At 60.0% G+C, this 21,944-nt stretch carries 18 protein-coding genes and 1 pseudogene; 6 read left to right on the plus strand and 13 right to left on the minus strand.

Features of this window, described 5'->3' with window-relative positions:
- Positions 1-78: 78 nt before the first annotated feature.
- The 4 genes from ABMA59_RS25250 to ABMA59_RS25265 all read right to left on the minus strand — a co-directional run bounded on the left by ABMA59_RS25250 (position 79) and on the right by ABMA59_RS25265 (position 6,043).
- Complete coding sequence (locus tag ABMA59_RS25250; RefSeq protein WP_349008144.1) at positions 79-1,299, minus strand: substrate-binding protein; 1,221 nt, start codon at positions 1,297-1,299, stop codon at positions 79-81.
- Positions 1,300-2,266: 967 nt separating this feature from the next.
- Complete coding sequence (locus tag ABMA59_RS25255) at positions 2,267-4,015, minus strand: FAD-dependent oxidoreductase (RefSeq protein ID WP_349008145.1); 1,749 nt, start codon at positions 4,013-4,015, stop codon at positions 2,267-2,269.
- Positions 4,016-4,044: 29 nt separating this feature from the next.
- The gene (locus ABMA59_RS25260) at positions 4,045-4,875 is read right to left on the minus strand and encodes a phosphoenolpyruvate hydrolase family protein (protein ID WP_349008146.1); all 831 of its coding nucleotides are present in this window, start codon (positions 4,873-4,875) and stop codon (positions 4,045-4,047) included.
- Positions 4,862-6,043 carry a Tm-1-like ATP-binding domain-containing protein gene (locus ABMA59_RS25265; RefSeq protein ID WP_349008147.1) on the minus strand — a complete coding sequence of 394 codons (1,182 nt, stop codon included), beginning with the start codon at positions 6,041-6,043 and terminating at the stop codon, positions 4,862-4,864. Before ABMA59_RS25265 ends, ABMA59_RS25260 begins: the two co-directional genes overlap by 14 nt.
- A 174-nt stretch (positions 6,044-6,217) precedes the next feature.
- Between ABMA59_RS25265 and ABMA59_RS25270 the strand changes: the two genes are divergently transcribed.
- On the plus strand, positions 6,218-6,829 hold the full coding sequence (locus ABMA59_RS25270) for a hypothetical protein (RefSeq protein WP_349008148.1): 612 nt from the start codon (positions 6,218-6,220) through the stop codon (positions 6,827-6,829).
- Between the two features lie 25 nt (positions 6,830-6,854).
- Here ABMA59_RS25270 and ABMA59_RS25275 read toward each other — a convergent pair whose 3' ends face one another.
- The 8 genes from ABMA59_RS25275 to ABMA59_RS25310 all read right to left on the minus strand — a co-directional run bounded on the left by ABMA59_RS25275 (position 6,855) and on the right by ABMA59_RS25310 (position 15,591).
- The gene (locus ABMA59_RS25275; protein WP_349008149.1) at positions 6,855-8,627 is read right to left on the minus strand and encodes a phosphoenolpyruvate hydrolase family protein; all 1,773 of its coding nucleotides are present in this window, start codon (positions 8,625-8,627) and stop codon (positions 6,855-6,857) included.
- 45 nt (positions 8,628-8,672) lie between these two features.
- Entirely contained in the window at positions 8,673-9,785 is a 1,113-nt protein-coding gene (locus ABMA59_RS25280; protein ID WP_349008150.1) for an ABC transporter ATP-binding protein, read from the minus strand.
- Positions 9,785-10,612 carry an HAD-IIA family hydrolase gene (locus tag ABMA59_RS25285; protein ID WP_349008151.1) on the minus strand — a complete coding sequence of 276 codons (828 nt, stop codon included), beginning with the start codon at positions 10,610-10,612 and terminating at the stop codon, positions 9,785-9,787. The genes ABMA59_RS25280 and ABMA59_RS25285 overlap by 1 nt, the downstream gene beginning before the upstream one ends.
- Positions 10,605-11,375 carry an SDR family NAD(P)-dependent oxidoreductase gene (locus tag ABMA59_RS25290; RefSeq protein ID WP_349008152.1) on the minus strand — a complete coding sequence of 257 codons (771 nt, stop codon included), beginning with the start codon at positions 11,373-11,375 and terminating at the stop codon, positions 10,605-10,607. The genes ABMA59_RS25285 and ABMA59_RS25290 overlap by 8 nt, the downstream gene beginning before the upstream one ends.
- Entirely contained in the window at positions 11,372-12,313 is a 942-nt protein-coding gene (locus ABMA59_RS25295) for a ribokinase (RefSeq protein WP_349008153.1), read from the minus strand. The genes ABMA59_RS25290 and ABMA59_RS25295 overlap by 4 nt, the downstream gene beginning before the upstream one ends.
- Positions 12,310-13,170 (minus strand): carbohydrate ABC transporter permease, encoded by an 861-nt coding sequence (locus ABMA59_RS25300; protein WP_349008154.1) that lies wholly within the window; start codon positions 13,168-13,170, stop codon positions 12,310-12,312. Before ABMA59_RS25300 ends, ABMA59_RS25295 begins: the two co-directional genes overlap by 4 nt.
- 11 nt (positions 13,171-13,181) lie before the next feature.
- Positions 13,182-14,144 (minus strand): carbohydrate ABC transporter permease, encoded by a 963-nt coding sequence (locus tag ABMA59_RS25305; protein ID WP_349008155.1) that lies wholly within the window; start codon positions 14,142-14,144, stop codon positions 13,182-13,184.
- 61 nt (positions 14,145-14,205) lie between these two features.
- The gene (locus ABMA59_RS25310) at positions 14,206-15,591 is read right to left on the minus strand and encodes an ABC transporter substrate-binding protein (protein WP_349008156.1); all 1,386 of its coding nucleotides are present in this window, start codon (positions 15,589-15,591) and stop codon (positions 14,206-14,208) included.
- A 230-nt stretch (positions 15,592-15,821) separates the two neighbouring features.
- Between ABMA59_RS25310 and ABMA59_RS25315 the strand changes: the two are divergent.
- Positions 15,822-16,177: pseudogene (locus tag ABMA59_RS25315) on the plus strand (integrase core domain-containing protein); the annotation flags it as partial.
- A gap of 184 nt (positions 16,178-16,361) precedes the next feature.
- Here ABMA59_RS25315 and ABMA59_RS25320 read toward each other — a convergent pair.
- A complete protein-coding gene (locus tag ABMA59_RS25320) occupies positions 16,362-17,357 on the minus strand; it encodes a LysR substrate-binding domain-containing protein (RefSeq protein ID WP_349008157.1) in 996 nt (331 codons plus the stop codon).
- 107 nt (positions 17,358-17,464) lie between these two features.
- On the opposite strand from ABMA59_RS25320, the gene ABMA59_RS25325 reads away from it, so the two are divergent.
- The 4 genes from ABMA59_RS25325 (at position 17,465) to ABMA59_RS25340 (ending at position 21,942) form a co-directional block, all read left to right on the plus strand.
- Positions 17,465-18,997, plus strand: coding sequence for an ATP-binding cassette domain-containing protein (locus ABMA59_RS25325; RefSeq protein ID WP_349008158.1), 1,533 nt, complete (start codon positions 17,465-17,467; stop codon positions 18,995-18,997).
- Positions 18,994-19,998 carry an ABC transporter permease gene (locus ABMA59_RS25330; RefSeq protein WP_349008159.1) on the plus strand — a complete coding sequence of 335 codons (1,005 nt, stop codon included), beginning with the start codon at positions 18,994-18,996 and terminating at the stop codon, positions 19,996-19,998. The genes ABMA59_RS25325 and ABMA59_RS25330 overlap by 4 nt, the downstream gene beginning before the upstream one ends.
- A gap of 22 nt (positions 19,999-20,020) precedes the next feature.
- The gene (locus tag ABMA59_RS25335; protein WP_349008160.1) at positions 20,021-20,983 is read left to right on the plus strand and encodes a substrate-binding domain-containing protein; all 963 of its coding nucleotides are present in this window, start codon (positions 20,021-20,023) and stop codon (positions 20,981-20,983) included.
- Positions 20,984-21,048: 65 nt separating this feature from the next.
- Positions 21,049-21,942: an amidohydrolase family protein gene (locus tag ABMA59_RS25340; RefSeq protein WP_349008161.1), complete on the plus strand. Its 894-nt coding sequence runs from the start codon at positions 21,049-21,051 to the stop codon at positions 21,940-21,942.
- Positions 21,943-21,944: the final 2 nt, after the last annotated feature.

Consider the following 21,944-nt stretch of genomic DNA (forward strand, 5'->3'; position numbering starts at 1 on the left):
TTTACCAAACCATCGTTTATCTGCAGAATGCGGCAATACATTATCGATTTCTGTTCCCATCGGAGTTGCCTCAGTCATTCAGCACTCCTTCGGTTCGACCAGGCCACCACTCCTCGACGCAATTTGATATTGACCGTTTTTCGCAACGCCTATGTACATTTTCATCCTGCAGTGACGCTTCCCGGGTACCATCTCCGCTGGACCGCCCGGACCCTCGGCTATCTTGGCGTGGTCAAGTGCCGCGGCCACCGCGTCGCGCTCAACTGTGCCGGCCTCCTTCACGGCCGCTTCCCATAGCTTCAAGCCGCGATAAACGCCGGTCGCCGCGCTGCCGGCGGAGAACCGGAACTTGCCAGGAAACTGCTTCTCGTAAGCAGATTGGATCCTGGCGCTCACGGGATCCTCCGCCGTCAGCGACTTATAGTAGTCGAGACTGCTGGCAAGACCCTCGATCTCTTCAAACTGATTCATGTCGAGCAGGTTCTCATCGTAATAGACGCATCCCACCCGGCCGCCATTTTTAGAAAATCCGGCCTGGTAGAGTTGCTTGAAGAATGATCCAACGCCCGGAGGAATTATGGTGTTGAATACCACGTCCACTTTGTTGGAGACGACGCGGCTCACCGTTTCGGAAAAGTCCACTTGGTCAGTTGGATAGTACTCTTCGAAAATCACTTCTCCGCCGTGTTTTTCGATAACGGTTTTTGCATAGGCATTGATTGTCTGCGGCCAGATGTAATTCGAACCGGGCAAAGCAAAACGCTTTCCGCCATTCTGGATCAGCCACGGGATGAACTTATCGCAATTTTGTGCAGGCACGGGGCCGGTACAAAACAGGTAGGGCATACACTCCTTGCCTTCATAAGCCTGCGGATAGATGTAAAGTGTCTTGCCCCTCGAAATGATGACGTCTTTGATGGCATTGCGCATAGAGCTTGCGATGCCGCCGACCACCAGGTCCACCTTATCCCGCTGAATGAGCTTGCGGACATTGCCGACAGCTACAGACTCGTTCGAAGCTGTATCTTCGATCAGAAGTTCGACAGGCCGCCCCAACAGACCGCCGGCATCATTGATCTCTTTAACGAGCATGCGCGCCACATTCGCATCGGTATTGCCATTGAAGGCAAGCGAGCCTGTCAGGTCAGTAGCAATGCCAATCTTGACGGAGCCTTCCGCCGCATTTGCCCATTCTGGGCGAATAACCCAACTACCAGGGCCAGTCGCGATGGCTGTCGAGAGGAATGCAAAATTGTGAAGAAATCGGCGTCTGTTAATTTGCTGCCCATCGCGTGACATCAGTGGAGCTCTCCCCTCGTTTTGTCGTTGACCACGTGCTCTCATTGTCGGCACCGGCGTAAGCTACCCGTCATGTTTTTGTCTCACACAGACCTTTCTCAGTGACAGTTGAGTAAAATTGAGCAAGAGAGCCTCGGCCCTAGTCCGAACCACTGGCTGCGTCCGGCTCCGGACGGTACAGTCGTGAAGCGAGGGGGGCGCGCTAGAAGGGCCGATGAAGCATGCCGAGGCTCGTCGCGACCGCAGCGCGGACCGAGTGAACCGAACGGGTTTTATTCGATGGGCTCGCGCGCTGCCGCTCCGGAGCCTCACGGCAAGATTTTGCAAATGTGCCGTCTCGACGACGGCGGTGAGCCGGTCCCGAATTGGCGCGGACTGTCGCGGCCGACATACCCTTGAGCCTGGAGTGGATAGGGGCCTGACGAGCCCAGCGACACGATCCACACCCGTATAGGACGCTCGGGCGTCTCGCCCGTATCGGCTATCGCATCAATGGCGATAGCATCGGCCAAGGCGACGACGATTTCCCGCAAAGGCGGGTCGGGCTAGGAGTTCGACCCACGTCCTGTTGACGATGCAACCGCATCGCCTTGAGCAGCCATCGTCTACCATCCGAACGTCTTGTCCACCAATTAGCGATCAAACGGCGACTGTTGACCCGCGCCTGACGTCTGCAAAAGCTGTAGGTCTCTACATCCGAGCCAAGGCGGGGGATTCATACAGACCCTATCATGAGGCCTGTCCGAGAGCCGGCAAGAGCTCAAATCGCCGTGCTCCCCGTTGGGCGGCTCGACGCATCTGCACCGTCGCCCGCCCATACTTATCGTCGCCTCGGAATTGCCCGAGGACAACATGTTGAGGCTCCACAACTGGAGTTGGTCTAGAGGACGCTGCTCCCTTACGCTTTGCCGCTAATTCGAGCTGTGTCTAGGCGTTCCGGCAGCGTCATGGTATGCGGCCGGTTCCGTCAATGCGCTGCGCTGGCATTCGTAACCGCCCGATAAGCAAACACGATGGCAGGCCCAATCGTGATGCCGGCTCCGGGATAGAGGCCTCGCATCAGCGACGTCGTGTCGTTCCCGCAGGCATAGAGACCCGCGATGGGCTTTCCGTTTTTGTCTAAAACTCGGGCCTCGGTGTCGGTTGCCAGACCCGTGGCGGTGCCCAGCGTTGCCGGAACAATTCTCAGCGCCACAAAGGGACCATTTTGGATTGGCCCGAGGTTAGGGTTTTTCTTACCTACGCTCGGGTCGCCAAGCATACGATTGAAGGCGGACTCGCCTCGCTGGAAATAGGGATCTTTGCCTGCCTCTGCATTCCGATTGTGTTCCTCAACTGTCTGTTCCAGCGCCGCCGGGTCGAGGCCGATCTTGCGTGCAAGTTCGCCGATGGTGGGGGCTACTTGGATGTAGCCGTTGCGCGCGTATTTCCTAATACTGAGAGTCCATGGCCATGGAAGCAGATGACCCATGCCGCGTTTGCGGACGAACTCGTGATCGCAGATGAAAAAGAAACGTCGATCCTTTGGATAGCCTTCCTGGAACATCGCCAGGCAGATGTCGTGGTAGGAATTGGATTCGTTGACGAACCGCCTGGCGTTCGGGCCTACGGCAATCACGCCCGGACGTCCCCGGTCCAGCCATCCATAGGGAACGGTTTTGTGTCCCTGCCGGGTTTTGAGCAGCGACACCGGAGTCCAGAAGCCGGCGCTTGCGACATCGGTGTCGACCATCCCGCCGACTTCTCTGGCTAGTTCGATGCCGTCGCCAGTCACATCCGGGTGCGCGAGCGTTTCATCATGCTGGTGGGCACCGCTCAATTCGCGTCTCAGACGGGCATCGCGCGCAAAGCCGCCAGTCGCCAGGATCACGCCGCGTGAGGCCTCTACGCGCCACTTCTCGCCGTTGCGGCTTACCAACGCACCGTTGACGCGATCGCCATTCGTGATCAGTTCCGTGGCGGCCGCGTTTGTCCATATCTCTACGGCGCGCCGACGAAGGCTGACGAGCAGCCGGGCAATCAATGCGTTGCCGCCGCTGAGCTCGGTTCCGCGCCGATAACCGAAGCGATCCGCCGCGTAGCGTGCCACGCGACGGGCGACATGGCTAAGGGCGGTTACTGACTGGAATGGATTGAGGAATTTGCCGACCTCGCCGGAGGAGATCATCATTCCTCCCAGCACCACCCGGATGGGATCACCGATGAGATCGAAATCCTTGGCGAGCTTTCGTCCGTCGTAAGGGGCTGGGCTAAGCGCGCGGCCCTTGTCGACTCCCCCAACCTGGTTTGAGTGATAGTCTGGCGCGGTGGCTAGCGTGAACTGGACCTCTGTATCCGCCTCCAATTCTTCGATCGCAAGCGGGCCGTCCTCAAGATAGGCATCGATGAATTCGGACCTGTAGTAATTGCCGAGTTCGCGCCGGAGGTATGTTCTTGCCTTCTCAACGGAATCCTCGATCTTGGCGGACACCGCTTGAGGCGAACAAGGCACCCAAATTATGCCGTTTGACAACGCTGTCGTGCCGCCCAGGGTGGCTGATTTTTCGCAAACGATAACCTTCAACCCTGCCTTTGCAGCGTAGAGCGCGGCTGACAGTCCAGCAGCACCGCTTCCGATCACTAGGACATCCGCTCGCACGTTCCGGCCGGCATCGGCCAGGGTTTGTGCCGTCGATACGGTTGCGTGACTGCCCGCTTTTTTGATCGGGGTATCCATGCCGGTCCTCGTGTTCAGATGTTTGGAATTCAGACAGGTCGCGACAGCGGAACCGCCTTGAAGGCTTCCGCGGCGGTTTTGACAGCGCGCTCGATAGGGATTCTCTCGATGGACGAAGCCCCGACAAAACCGACACACTGGGTCGACTGGTATACCTCGTGCGTGTCTTCAGGCTCAGCCACCGCTCCACCGTGGCAAAGCAGCACGATCTCGGGTCGGACGGCACGAGCGGCAGAGCTGATCTCATTGATCCGCCGCACGGCATCGGCCAAAGGCTGACCGGCTTCATGGCCGACGAGACCGCCGCGGGTGGCGCCGACATGCGGGACGATGCAATCGGCACCTGCCTTCGCCATCTCCTCGGCATCGTCAGGGCTGGCGACGTAAGCGAGGGAAAAGATGTTCTTCTTGCGGGCGAGCGCGATCATTTCGACCTCGCGCTCGAAACCGAGCCCGACGCGCCCACGCCGTTCACGCCATTTTTCGCCCATGGTCGAGATCGTGGGGTAGTTGATGACCCCAGAGAAGCCCGCGGCCCAGAACCGGTCTAATAGCGTGTCCAGATCGAGCCGGACCGGATCCCAGGCCTCGACGCCGCCGATGACGGGAACGGATGAGACGACGTTGCGGATTTCTGCGGCGAGTTCGAGCGTGCGGGCGTTGGAATCTCCAATGCGGCTTGTCGGCAATCCCATCAGCCGCGACAATCCGGTGCTGTAGACGACCAGCATGTCGGCACCGCCCAGAGCGGCGCATTTCGCCACCAGGCCACAACTGCTGCCTGCGGCCAGAACCGCTTTTCCCGCTTGCACTTGAGCAGCGATCCGCTCCAGAATTTCGGCGCGTTCAAACATGCGCATTGGCGTGGGGTTTTCCTTGCAGTTGTGAAACAATCCAGGCGACCGCGGTGTCCGCGAACTCGGGATCGTTAATGTGGCAATCCAGTTCGCGGCATTCGATCTTGGTCGGCAGCTCGCACTTCACGGCGCTCAGCCACGCGGCGTCCGCCATTGGATCGTGGAAGATGCCTCCTTCGCGGTCATAATCCGACACGCCCCTGGCCGGCCAAAGTACAAGACAAGGACCTTCGGCCTGTGACAGGCGCTCTGCTGTCAGGCGGCCGATCTCTTGGTTTTCTGAGGCCGTGGTTCGCATCAGCGTCGTGTATGGCGTGTGCGAATAAAACTGCCGGCCCTTGAACCGATCTGGCACCGTTGAGGGCGGCCCGAAATTGACCATGTCGACGGCGCCCGGGGCTATCAGTTGTGGAACCGGACGGCTGCCAGCTGCCTTCAGCCGATCAGGGCCCGCGCTTGCGGTACCGCCGACCACCTCGTCGGCCAATTCGGTTGTCGTCAGGTCCAGGACAGCGTCGAACTCGCCTCTGGCAACAAGAGCCTCCATTTTGCGTCCGCCCGCTCCGTTTGCGGGAAACACAATCGCTTCGATCCCGGCCTTCGAAAGCCGCGCCACGCAGCCGCTGGCCGCCGGAGTTGTGACACCGAAGGCCGTTATGGCGACGATCTTAGTGCTGCGGCGAACAGGCGGCGGCGTATAGTGCATGGCCGCGATCGCCTGCCCCGCATTCTCCAATATCCTGCCTGTAAAGCCGTTGACGCCGAAGAGGTCGACGACCGTCGGGTAGATGATGATATCACTTTTGGCAGCTAGCTCGGCCAGGAGCGCTGGTCTGGCGCTCGAAATCAGAAGCTTGGGAAAACCATATGGCAGATCCGCGACCACTTCGCCGAACAGACTGCTGCCCTTTCCGCCCCCAACGCCGATGACGGCGCTGATCACTCCTGATGCATGGAGGGCGGCAATTCGGGGTCGTGTCGCGGCCGCGATCTTCTGGAGCAATTCTGCAGGCGTTGCCACGCGGTCCCCAGCCGTCATATCGTTTGGCCTAGCCTCGGTTTTCGTCGTGCCAACGTCGACGAGGATGGTTTCTCGTCCAGACCGGTGAATGATGTCGCAGAGGTAATCCGCCTCCTGTGCCTTTGTGTCGAGGGTGGCAACGATTGCCACGGCACCTGAACTCGACGCGGTCACTGCTCGAACCTCGCGTCGAACCGGGCGGCGCCTTGGTCTGGGGCGAACCCACTGGTCACAAATGTTCTCCCAAATTCCGTGATCTCCGGTAAGGGTCTAGACCTCAGCCGCTTAGCCGATAAGATTAGGCGCACTCCTGGATGGGTAAAATTGGGTAGCATCGTGACAGGTCTTCGTTCCGGCTGGCTTTCAGCGGACTTGCTTGACAAGGGGCAAGCGCAGGACCTGCAAATCTATGCGCCGTCGCTCGCGTACCTGCCTCAAGGCTCTCCGTTGGTGCTGGCGAGCTTGCCTGTGATTAACTGGAACGACTGCCTGTTAGAAGCTTTACGCACCCATCGCGAGAAAAGGCAGCTTTCCGCCTACGCAGCTATGGCGATGGTTGATCCGTTTGCCTGCTGGGAGGATTTTGCCGACGCCCTGCGGGACAGGGACGTAACCGGCGTCATCAATTTCCCGCCTGCCTCGGTCAACGAACAGCCGCCCGCGGGCGGAACAATCGAGCCTGGTCAGGACCTCGAGCTTCGACGTCTCGAATGGTTTGGAAGCTTGGGCTTCAGAACGATCTTTGCGACCTTCACCTCTTCTATAATTCCTGCTGCCAAGGAGCGGCTAAAGATGTCGCTCGACGGCATCCTCCATGTGCAGCCGGCTGCCCTTGAGATCTCAATCTCAGACAGGTTAGAACTCGTCACTGGCGATGCGCCGTCTACCAAGGAGCATGCGCTCCCAATCTTTGAGCTCGCCGGACATAGGGCTTGATCCTCAACCGCAAAGCAAGAAGTCATCACTCCAAGATCCGCAGTTTCTTTATCTTGTTGTAGAGCGTCTTTCTTGACAGGCCGAGATAGCGGGCCGTCTTGCCGCGATGGAGCCGGTTGCGCTTCAGTCCCTCGATGATCCAGTCACGCTCGGACAGGGCATTGGCTGGCGTGGTCGACGGCTTATTCGATGACTCCAGCAACGGCGCCAACACTTCTGCCGTGATGTGAGTGTCGGGAGGTAGTGTGACCAGCTGGTTGACCAAGTGCCGCAGCTCTCTGACGTTCCCAGGCCAACGATGGCTCGCCAGTGCCAGGAACGCGGAGTTTTCTATCGCCAAAGCTTTGGAATTGGCATCCCCTTTTGCTTCGACCGTCAAGTGGTTGAGCAACTGGGGCAAGTCTTCAAGACGATCTGGCAAAGCAGGTATCGCGATGTCCATACCAGTGAACAAAGCGATGAGCCTGGGGTGAAGAACGCTGTCCAGAGTTGCTCCGCGGGGCACAGTCGCAGTCGCAACAACCCTGGCTTTGGAGCGCAACGACGATATCCCATTCAGCGGCACAAAGGTGCCAGTCTCCAGATAGTCGGCCAGACGCTCTTGTCCGTCGGCGGAGAATTGATCAAGGTGCAACAGCAGAATTGACGTGTCGCCAGCGGTCTCGAGCAGCGACATGCGACGTTTTCTTGCTTCGTCGCGTTCGATGCCGAACAGGGTGCCGACGGTTTCATCCGAAGGCCCGGCCCGACACGCAAACACCACCGGCTTGAAATGTTTCCGTTCGCTTAAAGCGTGGACAAGGCCTGCCAAGCGTCGCTTGCCCGAACCTGGCTCACCCCTGACAAGCACCGGATTGGGACCGCCCGCCAATCGTTTGGCCGTTTCCAGAACCCGGTTCATCGCCGACGATTGCGCGATGATGCCGTGTCTGTAGCCGCTTAGCTGCAGTTGCCGCTCCAGGATATCGACCTTCTCCCGCAGGAGGTGAATCGTCTTGAAACCGGAGGTCACTTCGAGCACCGACGTCTGTAGCGGAACGCGGTCCAGCGAGGACCCACCGATAAAGCCTTGTGTGGCTGTCTCCCGGCACACGTCCAGGAGTTCGTCCGGCTTGGTGATCGGACCGCCGCCCAACAGGCAGACGACGCTTTTGTCGATTGCGTGAACCGTTCGCGCGATGTCGCGCGTGCGCGTAGCGAGCTCCGCCAGTCCGATTGAAGGCTGGGCCCCGCTTTCGGCATCGGGATTGAGGTTGAAGTTCATGCAGATGGCCTGGACACCGGCCTCGACCATTCGGCGTGCTTCAGATTGGGTGCGCGTGTAGCCGATCGTCATGAGGCCGCGCGCCGCGGCCCTGACCAGGAGCTCAATCTCGCGACCGTAGCCCAAACCGTGTTTTTCGAGGATCGCCCTACGGTGATCGTCGATATGGATGACGGATGGGAAGTTGGTTACGCCGGAAAATCCCCATCTGACGATCTTGTCGAGAAAACTATCGATCTCAAGCCTTGGATCGAATGTGCTCGCCCCGAAGAAGACAGGCAGCCTCGTGTTCGGCAGGATCTCGGTTCTACCGAAGTCAGCGACGAACTCATTGCTGTTGCGAATGGGAAGGATCGATGCCGGCGAAAAACCGCCCATCGCTCTGAATCGGCCAGCGTTGAGCGCCAGTACGAAATCCGCACCGGCTCGCTCGGCCGCGCGCGCTGTCATTCCCGATCCGATGCCCGCGCCGAGCATGAAGGAACGGGCATTTCCCAGGAACTGTCTGATGCTGCCGCCTTGCGCCTGCTTCATCCACGCCCCCGTTCCACTCGCAGCCGGCGCTTCGCGAGGGAGCAATCAGTTCCAGCTCGTCGGTGCGCGCAATCTGCGCAGTGCCTTGCCGTTGGGAAGAAAAAGATGGCAGTCCGAGGGCGCCACTGCAAGGCCGATCTTTTCTACTCTTCCTGCCGCGGTCAGCCCTGGTGCACGAGCGACAAGACTTGCAGCACCGGCATTGCCGTAGAGATAGGTGGCATTGCCGAGGTGCTCGACAAAGTCGACGTCGAGTTCGACCAGCAGGTCGTCTTCACTATCTGCGGGTGCCCTGAAATCATCGGGCCTGATGCCTAAGGTCACGTGCTTGCCCACCGCCTGCGCATCCGCGTCGACAGGTAAGGAGACGGTCACACCCGTCTCAAGTCTGACTTCAACTCGATCTTGATGTGCCGAGACGATCGTCGCGTCCAGGAAGTTCATCTTCGGCGAACCGATGAAGCCCGCCACGAACTGAGACGCGGGCTTGTGGTAGAGATCGTGGGGCGTACCGACCTGTTCGATATTGCCGTCTTTAAGCACGACGATCTTGTCGGCCATGGTCATGGCTTCCACCTGGTCGTGCGTCACGTAGATCATAGTATTGCCGAGCTGCTTGTGAAGCTTGGCGATCTGCACCCGCATCTGGACCCGGAGTTCCGTGTCGAGGTTGGACAAGGGCTCGTCGAATAGGAAGACCTTCGGTTCGCGCACGATGGCGCGGCCGATAGCCACTCGTTGTCGCTGACCGCCGGACAACTGCCGCGGTTTCCTGTCAAGCAAATGATCGACCTGCAGCAGGGCGGCGGCCTCCTTTACCTTGGCTTCTATCTCTTCGGCGCTGGCCTTTGCCATACGCAACGGAAACGCAAGATTCTGGCGCACGGTCATGTGCGGATAAAGCGCATAGCTCTGGAACACCATGCCGAGGTTTCGCTCCGAAGCGTCAATATTGTTGACTATCCTGTTGTCGATCAGGAGGCGGCCGTCGCTTATGCGTTCGAGCCCTCCAATCATGCGCAAAAGGGTCGATTTGCCCGACCCGGAGGGCCCGACAAACACAACGAATTCGCCGTGGGCGATGTCAAGATCGATGTCGCGCAGGATCTGGACGTTGCCGTAGGCCTTGCTGATCCGTTCCAGGCGAACCTCTGCCATCATATCCTCCCCTTAAGGCCGCTCCGGGTGCCGTCATTATCCAGCCTTATCTCTGTCAGGCTGGAGACTGTGAGATCAGGTGGGATCAGCATCGGATCGCGCCGTGACGGCACGCCGGTGGTCACTAGCACGGCGCGAAGGTTGGCCCGTTTGGCGGCCTGGATGTCGGTTGCAATCTGGTCCCCAATCATCAAGGTCGAGATACGAGCCGTTCCCAGACGCGCCAGCGCCGTTTCGATCATGTGCACTTCGGGCTTGCCGACGATGAGCGGCTTGGTCTGCGTGGCAGCGGCGACCGCCTCCAGCCCGGCTCCGGCTCCGGGTTCAAATCCATCTTCGGTCGGCAAGAGCAGATCGGGATTCGTGCCGATGAATATGGCGCCGCCCAGAATGGCGTTGACCGCGACGCACAGCTTTTCATGCGTGATCTGACGATCGAGGCCCATCACCACGACTTCTGGAGTGCGGTCCGTGACCTCCAGGCCGACGGCCGCGATAGCGGCCACCAGCGAAGGAGCGCCGATCACATAGACCCGGGTCACCTCCGGATAGTTGGCGCGGATGAGCTCGGCCGCTGTGATGGCGCTGGTCACGACGTTTCGCGCGTCGACGGCGAGGCCGAACCCTGCAAGCTTGCGGACAACATCTTCTGGCGTATGCGTGGAATTGTTCGTCACGAAGCAAAAAGGCAATCCGCACGCTTGCCAGCGGTTGAACGTCTCGACCGCATCCAGGATTGGCGCCTTGCCGCGGTAGATGACCCCATCCAGGTCGGAAATTACGCCCTCTATCGGCGACCAGTTCTGATGCGCGCCAAGGTCAGCCATTCATCAACATCCCACCATTCACATGGACGACCTGGCCGGTGATGTAGTCAGCGGCAGGGCTCGCCAGGAATACCGCCAGGCCGGCGATATCCTGCGGGACGCCCACTCTTCCCAAGGGTATTCGACCGCTATGGCGAGCCTCGGTTTCCTCGCGCGGCCGACCGTGCATCGGCGTGTCGATGATGCCCGGTGCGATCGCGTTGACGTTGATGCGCAGCGGCGCGCATTCATAGGCCAGCAGCTTAGTCACGTCATGCACGACTGCCTTGGACAGACAATAGTCCGCGCCACCGGCCTGATAGTTGAACACGGCGCCTTGCGAGGAAAGCGACGAACCGATGTTGACGATCCGGCCGCCATTGATCTTCATGAAGCGTTCGACGACCAGCTTGCAGCATAGCAGCACCGCGACCGAATTGATCTGAATGGTGCGGTCGATCTTGGTCACGCTACCGTTGAGCAACGGCTCAGCGGACTTGATACCCGCATTGTTGACCAGTACGTCCAGACCGCCGAAGCGTTGCTCGACGGTAGTCAGCACCCTTGCAATGTCGTCCTCACGCGTGACATCCATGGCCTCCGGCACGATCTCTGCGCCGTGGTCGAGTTGGCTTAGAGTACGCTTCAGCGCTTCCAGATCGGCGTCGGTCGCCACGACGTTCGCGCCTTGGGCCCGGAAAGCGTCGGCGATAGCCGAGCCGATGCCGCCACCTGCACCGGTCACCAGCACGGTGCGGCCTGCGACTGAAAACTGTCCGCTCATTCCAACTCCAATACGGTTTGCTGATTGAGAAATTCATCGACTGTCCGAGCAGTCGGCATGGAATCCTGTGCGCCGCGCCGGCTGACGCAAAGGGCCGCGACAGCCATGGCCTTTCTGATCGCATCCCGCACGGCCACGCCTTGTGACAGGAAGGCAGCGAAGGCGCCGTTGAAAGCATCGCCTGCCCCGGTCGTGTCGACGACCTTGACCGGAAAAGCCGGCAGGCCGAAAGAGCGGCTCTCGTCGCAATAATAAGCGCCACAGGCGCCCAAAGTGATCAGCACGGCCTTTGTGCCGAGCTCGAGAAGCTTGCTCGCCGCCCGCGCTGCACTTCCAAAATCACGAACCTCAACGCCGGTCAGTTCGAAGGTCTCAGACTGGTTCGGGGTAAGGTAATCGATGCTTCGCCAAGCCGCGGCGGAAAGGCCGGGCCTGACTGGGGCAGGATTGAAGATCACTTCGAAGCCCTTGTCGGCCTTCAGCTCGAAAAGGCGTTCGAGCGCGGGAACCGGGATACCCATCTCGGCCACGACAATTGCATCTGGCTCGATGAAGCCAGTGGCTTTCTCGACCGTGAGTGCTGTCGCGTTGAGATTGGCGCCGGGGTCGATGACGATCATGTTGGCGCCGTCGTCTCCAACCATGACCATTGCGGTGCCGGAAGGTTCGCCCTGGCAGATCTCGACCGCGTCCGTTCGCACGCCCGCTTCCGCCAGCGACTGGAGCAGCCGCCGGCCAGCTTCATCGTCTCCGAGCCGCGTGTAGAAATGCGGCCGAAGCCCAAGCCGAGCAGCGGCGACCGCCTGATTGGCGCCTTTGCCCCCAGGGTTTCGAGCAAGTATGCCCATTAGGGTTTCGCCAGGCGTCGGCAGGCGCTCGACGTTGAAGCACAAGTCGAGATTTGTCGTTCCGAAGAACATCAAGGGTCGGGTCTTCATTTCACAGCTCCGAAGGTGAGACCGCGCTCCAGATGGCGCTGACCGACGACGATCAGGACGACCGGAACGATCATGGTGACCACCAATCCCGCCGCCATTACCGGATAGAATTGCACGCCCGGATTGAGCAGCTTAAGGAGGGCAACGGTTACGGGTGCCCTTGTCGATGTCAGGATCAGGCCGAGCGCGAAATTGTGCCAGGCGAGCAGGAATACGAGCAGGGAGGCGCCGATCAGACCCGGCTTGAGCAGCGGCAACACGATGTGGAGCACGATGCGCACCGGTTTGGCGCCGTCGATTGCGGCTGCTTCCTCGATGTCCTTCGGAATGTCCTCGATATAGGAGCGGCTGAGCCAGACGATCATCGGCAGCGTGACGACCTGATAGACCCAAATCATGCCGAGATAGGTGTCATAGAGCCCGATCGCCTGGAAAATGTTGAAGAGCGGAATGACGACCAGCAGCACCGGCGCGAACCGGAAGCCGAGGATGAAGAAGGCTATGTCTTCCTTGAAGGGGATGTCGCGCCTGGCAAGCACGTAGCCGGCGGGGACGCCGACCACGAGTGACAAGAGCACCGATCCAAGCGCGATCACCACGCTGTTGGTGATCGGCGTCAGGAAATCGACCTTGATCGTACCGTAGCTGGTTGCGCCGGCCTGGGCGAAGTCGAACAGGACGCGGAAATTCTCGAAGGTTGGCGTGAAGATGAAATTCGGCGGCCAAGCCATGACGTCGGCCTGCCCCTTCAGCGACATCATCACGATCCACCCCAGTGGAAACGCCAGCACGAGCCCGCAAAGAGCGACCAGAAGATTGAGAACCAGCGTTGTCAAACCAGATCGATAAACGCGCATGTCGTGGCTCCTCAGGTGACCCGTCGCCGGACGGCCTGCCAGAGCCTGACGGTGAGGAATGCTCCCGCCAGCACGATCAGCCAGTTGGCCACCATAATCGCCGCGCCGCGGCCGAAGTTAAGGTTCTGGAACGCAGTGATATAGGCCTGAACCGAAAGTGCCGCGGTGCTGTTTCCAGGCCCCCCTTGCGTGGTTCCGAAGACGATGTCGAACTGGTTGAAGGATTCGATGAGCCGGAAGACCGCAGCAATCAGGATGTAAGGCGCTACCAGCGGCAGCTCGATGTGCAGGAAGGTCGCCCAGCCCCTGGCGCCGTTCACCCGGGCGGCCTCGCGAATGTCGTCGGTGATGCCCTGCAGTCCCGCGAAGATAATCAGCGCAAAGAATGGCGTGTATGTCCAGACATCGATCAGGATCAGCGAGACCAAGGCCGTGGCGGGATCGGATATCCAGGGGAACGGGGCGACACCCACCAGCGAGAGGAGATAGTTCAAGATACCGCGCTGCGGATCCATCATGGTGGTCCACATCAGTGCAACGCTCATTGGCGGGAGGACCAGCGGCAGCAGAATAACGGGACGTAACAGACGCGCGAGGACCACTTCGGATGCAAACAGCTTGGCAATGGAAAGTCCAAGCACTGCCTGCACTAGCACCGCCGAAACGCCGTAGGTGAGCGTCACCCGGACACTGTTCCAGAAATCATCGTCGTCTATCAGGGCAGAGTAGTTGGCGAAGCCGATGAAGCGAACCAGTGGCCGACCGAGTTTCAGGTCGGTCAATGACTGGTAGACGCCATAGAAAAAGAGCAGCAGGAAGCCGAGCAGGATGATGACGGCCGGAGCGACCGCCGCGATGCTCCACCACTCGATACCCCGCTCCGCGCCTTTTCTCACAGTGCTTGCTCTTGATGCTGCGACAAGCGACTTGGACGGCTGGGCCGATACACTCACGCTTGAACCACGAATTTCCATCTCGGGTAATTCCGTTAGAATGAAAGGGGCGGCGGTCCGCCAACGCCGCCCCTTTCCGCGGTCACAGGGAGGACCGGATTTCAGTGGCGAGGTCGTGAAGCGTCTTTTCCACGTCTGCGCCATTGACCATCTTTTGCATGGCAACTGCCCAGGCATTCATTGCCTCCCCGAATCCGACCCTTGGCGTAAAGGCCAACGCCGCCCGGTCCTGGACCGTCTTGAACGTATCGACGAAGTCATTGAACTCCGGTTTGCTCGCGTAGTCGAGCCACGCCTTGTCTGTCCAAGTTGACGTGCGCGGCGAGTTGACGAGCTTGCCCGCTACTGCGCCGTTCAGGTCAACTTCCTTGGAGGTTGCCCACTGGATGAACAGCCACGATGCGCCTTTCTTCTGGGAAGCGGCGTTCATCGCCAGGGACCAGATCCAGATGTTCGATTCGAAGTTCTGTGCATTCGGCGCATGCAGGGGGGGCGCAAAAGCGATTTTGCCAGAGGCAGGCTTGCCGGCCACGTCATTCCAGAAGCCGAACATGTTGGAGTCGATTGCCATGGCCGTACGGCCGGAGGAAATGCCATCAACAACTTGATACCAGTTGTCGTTGGCAAAGGACGGCGCTGCGCACTTCTTGATCATATCCACATAGTCTTTATGGAAGGCGATCGATTCGGGCGCGTCCAGACCTGTGTCGAGCTTGCCGTCCTTGATGAAGAAGTCGTGCACGCCATACGACTTGGCGATGGACACCGGCGCGGTGTGAATGCTGCTCCAGAAGCGAACGCCGCGAACGCCCAAGGGTGTAATCGACGGGTCCGCAGCTTTCAGCTTCTCGCAAGCAGCCGACATCTCGGGCGGCGTGGTGGGCACCTTGAGGCCGTATTTCTCGAGGATGTCCTTGCGATAGAACAGCTGAATATTCTCAAAACCATGTGGAATGGCCCAGACATGGCCGGTTCCCGGCTCGATCTGACCATCTGTCAAGTTCCACGTCAGCGCGGTGCGGAGCGCCGGAAAGAAGTCCTGGTAGTCGTAAGCCGCATCGGTAAGCTTCGGATCGTTCAGGTAGCCGTCCAGTGGCTCGAGCAGTTGGCTCGGGGACAAATCCCAAGCCGGCTGGATGCCGGTGCCGACCACGTCCCAGGCTGGCGACTTTGTGGTCAACTGGATCGTCAGCTTGTTCCAGTAAGAGTCGTCCGGATAGAGTTCCGGGGTCACCTTGATGCCGGTGAGCTTTTCGAACTCGGGAAGTTGAGCCGCAACGGCGTCCGCGTACGGATGAATGTCATAGGCCCAGACGATGGATGTGCCTTCGAACTGACGCCAGTTTATGCCTTCCGCATGCGCAGGCTGTTCCGCCGCGATTGCGCCTGTGATAAGCAGAGAACACATAAGTGTGCCTCTGGCAATCTTGGTTGAATGGCCGCGAAGCGCGGCGAGCTTTGCCAACATGATCTCCTCCCAAGGGCGCAACGTCCCAGCTTTTTGCCCCGCGCCCCCAACTCCGGCCCGCGGCATCAGAAAGCTACACCTGGCGTCGATGCAACGAGTAGGTTTCGGAGATCGAATTGAGTAAGATTGGGTAAGAAATAGGCGGACTGCAGGTCAAAAAGCCCGGCGCGTGACCGCTTGGCGTGCCGCAAATGCTGAACCCGAAACGGTTCAACCCGCTACGTCGTCGGCGCTTCTCGCCGGCGGTCGATCCGCGGGTTCAGCTACCGAGGAGAAGATGTTCGTGGCGACACTGGAGCGGGCCTGCCGCTCAGTCGGCTATCCGAGGACTATCCGGGTCGACCAGGGATCGGAGTTCATCTCCCGTGATCTCGACTTGTGGGCCTATCAGCGCTGCGTCGAACTGGACTTCTCGCGGCCGGGCAAGCCAACGGATAACGCCTTCATCGAGTCCTTCAACGGCAAGTTCCGCAGCGAATGCCTCAACGCCCACTGGTTGCTGACGCTTGACGACGCCCGTTTGAAAATGGAGGAATGGCGTAAGGACAACAACGCGGCGACGGAACACCCACGGGACCGGCCATAGGCGCGAGCTGCAATCGCCTCGAACAGCGAGCGAACCAATCTGAACACTGGAGGCCAGATGGCGTCCGCCTTTCGCCGCACCGGCAAGTCGCAATTTTCGACGCTAGCTTCTCCCGCGTTCGACGACAGATTGCTAAACCGACGTCCTTAAAAGACCTGACCAACGACGATCTCTAGGCTTCCGTTCATGCCATTGGCGCCGTTTTGTCGTCCCGTGTCCCGAAATGCGGACGTCGTTCAAACGATATGCTCAGCCCCCTCGCGGACAAAAAGTGTCGAGCCAGATCAGTGTCGCGCTTTCCGATCCGTGAGACCCATTCCGAAAACAGGCGAACCGCGCGTCGGTTCATATGCCGCGACGGACAGACCAACCAGTATCCCGGAAACTCGATGACGTCGAACTCGGTCGATACCGGCACCAGGGAACCAGACGCCAGGTCTTCCAATGCAATCGAGGTGCTTTCCAGAACGACACCGGCTCCGTCCTTCGCCAGTTGAACCGACATTGACGAACGGTCGAAACGATAAGGATAGGTCATGCGGGCGCCCTGGACGCCATTGCGCGGCAGCCAATAATCCCAGCGGAAGTAGGCCTTCACACTGTCGATCAACCGCGCATGCCGAAGCTGCTCGCGCGGATCCGATGAGATCGCGCGCAGTTCGGCGAGATAGGACGGCGAACACATCGGTAAAATAAGGTCGTTGACCACGCAATCCGAATAGAGGCCGGCCCAGCCGCCGTCGCCATAACGAAGATCGAGATCGATGACCTCGGTTTCGAAGTCCGAGAAATTGGGCGTGGCGTCCACCCGCAAGTTCCAGCTCGGATAGTCCTTGCTGAACTCAGCCAACCGGGGCGCCAACCACTTCTCGCCGAAAGAGGGACTGACGCGAAGGCTGAGCTGGAAGCTTTCGCGCTGCCGAACAATGGCGTTTCGCACCTCACGAATGGATTCGAAGGCCTGGGTCGTGGTCTGAAAGAGACGTTCCCCGTCGATCGTGAGCGAGAGATGGCGCTTTTCGCGCTGGAAAAGCCGCACGCCGAGTTGGTGTTCGAGCAACCGCAGCTGCTGGCTGACCGCTGAAGGTGTCACCTGCAACTCCTGCGCGGCCTTTGCCACGCCCCCGAGCCGCGCGACGGCCTCGAAATGAGTCATCGAATTGAACTTGAAATCCGACATCGTTCCGGTCAGTCAGTTAAGTTCAGCTACACAGAATGTTAAGAAACGAGAATTGAGCCGAATGTCAATCAGCCGCATGATCCTGTGGTCTCGGGAGGAGATACAGAATGGAACCGGGTTCAACCCAGAGCTTGGGTAGCGCCGACAATTTGCCGGGAATAGGACAGGTATCGACCAGGAAGCCCCTGATCGAAGCTGCCAATGTCGAAAAGAGTTATGGCGCAACCCGCGTACTTCGGGGTGTGAGCTTTCAGGTCCGGGCTGGCGAAATCCACGCGCTCCTGGGCGGTAACGGCGCCGGCAAAAGCACTCTCATCCGCATCATCACGGGGCTGACATCACGAGATGCGGGCGAAATTGACGTCGCCTCGTCGAAGGCCGGCCGCACTCGCCCGATCATCGCGGTGGTGCATCAGGAGCTGGCGCTGCTGCCCGAGCTGTCAGTCGCGGAAAACATCGGCATCGTACATGCAAGGTCGGGCTGGTCGCAGATCAGCCGTCGCCGCATGCGCGAAATTGCGCTTAGAGCGCTCCGGCTGATCGACCCGGCGATCGGCGAGGAGATCATCGATCTGCCGGCACGCAAATTGTCGCTTCACGAAGGCCAGATCGTCGAGATCGCTCGTGCCCTTTCCACTGGAGCAGAAGTCCTGCTTCTCGACGAGCCCACGGCCAACCTAACCGCTGGCGAGACAGCCAAACTCTTCTCGGTGCTGAAGCGGTTAGTGCAGGAGGAAGGCATCGGCATCGTCTTTGTTTCTCACCGTATGCGGGAAATCCGCGAGCTCTGCGATGTCTGCACGATTTTGCGCGATGGCGTCACGATCGCCAATGCCACGTCACTTACCCTGCTCAGCGACGCCGAGATCGTCCAGCAGATGGGACAGCCCGCACAGGGTCCGGCGATGCGCCGCAACCGGCAAAATCGCCCCCGACAGGACGCACCCGTCGAACTCCTTGGCCCCGGAGACGTCAGGATCGCTATTTCGTCTGGCACCATACTGGGACTGGCCGGCGCACCCGCGGGTCCGACCGGTCTCATAGCGCCCCTTGTGGGCGCCGGGCCTGGAGCTGGATGGCGCCTTTCCGGAGAGGGTTTTGCCGACCGGTTCTCGTCTCCAGCGGCAGCGGCGCGCGCCGGCATTGGCTTCGTCTCGGGCGACCGGGCAACCAAGGGCATCCTTTCTCAGCTTCCCATCGTCGACAACGTGCTTGCAGCACGCAGGGTTCGCGAGAGGCGGCGGATCGTTTCCGCGACCGAGAGGCAGGAATGTCGCAATCTCGTTTCGTCACTGAAGTTGAAAGCCGGCTCGATCTGGGACCTGCCGGCTTCGCTGTCCGGCGGCAACCAGCAAAAGCTTCTCGTCGCACGCTGGCTTGGGTTGCCGCTCAAGATGGTAGTGCTGGAAGAGCCGACGCGAGGCGTCGACATCGGCACCAAGCATGACATTTACGGCTTGATCCGGGAGATGGCCGACGCCGGCGCGATCATCATCTGGTGGTCGACCGAGAATGTCGAACTGCTCGAGCTTTGCGATGCCATTTTCGCCTTCGACACCGATGGGCAGCCAAAGGGATTCCTGCCTGAGGAGCACTACACCGAAGACGGGCTCGCCGAACTGACGGGGATGGCGGCATGACCGACGCAACCAACGGCCACACGACCACCAACAAGCGCCGGAGCGCCACGTCACGCGTCCCAGCCGTTCTTTTGTCCTACCGCACGGAAGCCGCGATTGCTGCTGCAATCGTGGTTCTGCTGCTGGCCGTTGGCATGTTCGTGCCGGCCGCACTCAGCATGGGCAACTTGCAAAACATCGTCCAGGCCGCCGCGCCTCTCATCATCATGTCGCTCGGTGTTTTGCTGGTCGTGGTCACCGGCGGCATCGATCTTTCGGTCGGTTCAGTCTTTTCCCTGACCGGGATGGTGACCGCGCTGGCGATGGCCAATGGCGCTGACGGACTGACCGCCAGCGGCGCTGGCCTGGCGGTCGGCCTGGGGTTCGGCGCGATCAATGGTCTTCTGGTCACGGTCGTCGGGCTCGCGCCGTTCGTCGTCACGCTCATCACCTACGCGGTAGCGGGCAGCCTGGCCTTCATCGTCACCAACGGACGTTCGATGCCGATCGGCGCACCGGATTTCTGGCTCCTAAATTCCGGCGAGATCGTCCCCGGCATGCCCAACCATCTCCTGTTCTGCATCGTACTGATGGTCGCGCTGGAATATTTGCTGCGCAAGGTCGTGGTCGGACGCTGGTTCTATGCCGTCGGCTCGTCGGCAATTGCGGCACGGCTGCTTGGCATCCCGGTTCTGCGCATCAAGTTCGCGGCCTATGTCGCTTCGGGCCTGCTTGCCTCTTTCGCGGGCCTGCTGACGGTCAGCTACATCCTCAACGCCGAAGCCACGGCAGGGGCGAGCCTGATGCTGCAGGCGATTGCCGCTGTGGTCATTGGCGGGGCCAGCCTTTTTGGCGGAACCGGCAGCGCGATCGGCGCCGTGCTGGGCGCGCTGATGATCACCTGCATCCAGAACGGTGTGAACCTCATTGGCGTGAACAGCTTCTGGCAAGGCTCCGTCACAGGCGCCGCAATCCTGCTCGCGGTTTTGATCGACCGCTTCAGCAACAAGAACCGCATCTAGATCATCAACGGGAGGAACCAAGATGAAGTTGAAGAGCATCCTGATTGCAGCTTTGGCGACGTCCGCCTTGTCAAGCGCATCGCACGCTGACGACAAGAAGACCGTCGCATACATCGCCCCATCGCTCGACATCTCCTATTGGCAATGGGTCGGCTACGGCGTGAAGGAGAAGGCCAAGGAACTCGGCATGGACTATGTCGAGTACACGTCGGAAAACTCGCCCGCCAAGCAGATGGACAATGCCAGGACCGCGGTGACCAAAGGCGTCTCGGCCATCGTCATCGGCCCCGTCAGCTCGACATCGACACCGCCGCTGCTCGACTATCTGGCGAAGCAGAATGTGCCGATCGCGTTCGCCGGCATCGGGCCGCAGCCAGGCCTCACCAACTACACATCCTCGGTCACCGCCAACAACTATGAGACCGGCAAGGCGCAAGGCAAATTTACCTGCGAACTCGCCAAGGAGCGTGGCGGCAACAAGGTTGGCATGCTGTCGCTGCCGCAGGATCGGGAGAATGCGCAGAAATATCTCAAGGGCGCCAAGGAAGCCTTCGCCGCCAACGGGTGCGATCTCGTCCAGATACTGGAAACACGCGGCCTAACTATCAACGAAGCCGTCACCCAGGCAAACGACCTCTTAACCGCCAATCCCGACGTCAAGGCCATTTACGGCATGTATGACGAAGCCGGCACCGGCGCCGCCAAGGTTGCCGAGACCCGCGGCCTGACCGGCAAGATCGGCATCACCGTTGCAGACGGCTCGCCGACAACGATCGCGCTGCTCAAGAAGGGAGCGATCCAGGGAATCTTCTTCCAGGAGGCGGTCGGCCAAGGCATCGACGGCACCCAGCAGGTCTACAACGCCTTGACGGGCGCGCCGGTGACCCAGGACTTGGCTCTGGTCATGCCACTCGTTACCGCCGACAAGGTCGACAGTCCCGAGGCCAAGAAGGTCATCGCCCGCGTCTTTCCCCCGAGCAACTGACCGCCACCCAATGGACCCGCCGGGAGAGCCCGGCGGGTCCATATCCCGAGCGAGGAATCCTGACCGTGGCCGAGCTGCCGTTCATCGATCCGCACCATCACTTGTGGGATCTGGAGACCAATTACTATCCGTGGCTGACCGACGGGGTTAAGCCGTCGGCCTTCGGCGACTACGAAGCGATCCGCAAGAGCTATCGTCTCGACGACTATCTTGAGGACGCCAGGAACCAGAACCTCGTCAAATCGGTGCATCTGGACGTTGGGTTCGATCCAAGCGATCCGGTCGGGGAGACGCGGTGGCTGCAGGAGATCGCCAACAAGCGAGGCTTTCCGCATGGCATCGTCGGCTATGCCGACCTGTCCAAACCCGATGTCGGCGAACTCCTCGACCGGCACATGGAGTATCCGAACTTCCGGGGTATCCGGCAGTCGATGAACTATCATGCAGACCGCGCCAAGACCTATCAGGCGCGGCCAGAGGTCAGCCGGACGCCAGAATGGCGGCGCGGCTTCCGGGAACTGGCAAAGCGCCGGCTAAGCTTCGACTTGCAGCTCTATTATCCGCAGATGGAAGCGTTTCTCCAGCTCGCGCACGACTTTCCCGACGTCCAGATCATTCTCAACCACACCGGCATGCAGGTCGACGGCCCTAAGCATTTCAACGCCTGGAAAAAAGGCATGCACCGATTGGCGCAAGCGCCGAACGTCGCCTGCAAGATCTCCGGCCTGGGTATGGGCGACTGGTCCTGGACCACGGCGTCGATCCGTCCCTATGTCGAGGAAGCAATCGCGGCCTTCGGTGTCAACCGCAGCATGTTCGCGACGAACTTTCCGGTCGACAAGCTGTTCTCGAGCTTCGACGCGGTCGTGAACGCCTTCAAGGAGATCACGCAAGGCTACACACACGAGGAGCGGCTTGCATTGTTCCATGACAATGCCGCTCGCTACTACCGGCTCTAGAT

The organism is Mesorhizobium yinganensis (genome assembly GCF_040081985.1).
GTDB lineage: Bacteria > Pseudomonadota > Alphaproteobacteria > Rhizobiales > Rhizobiaceae > Kumtagia > Kumtagia yinganensis.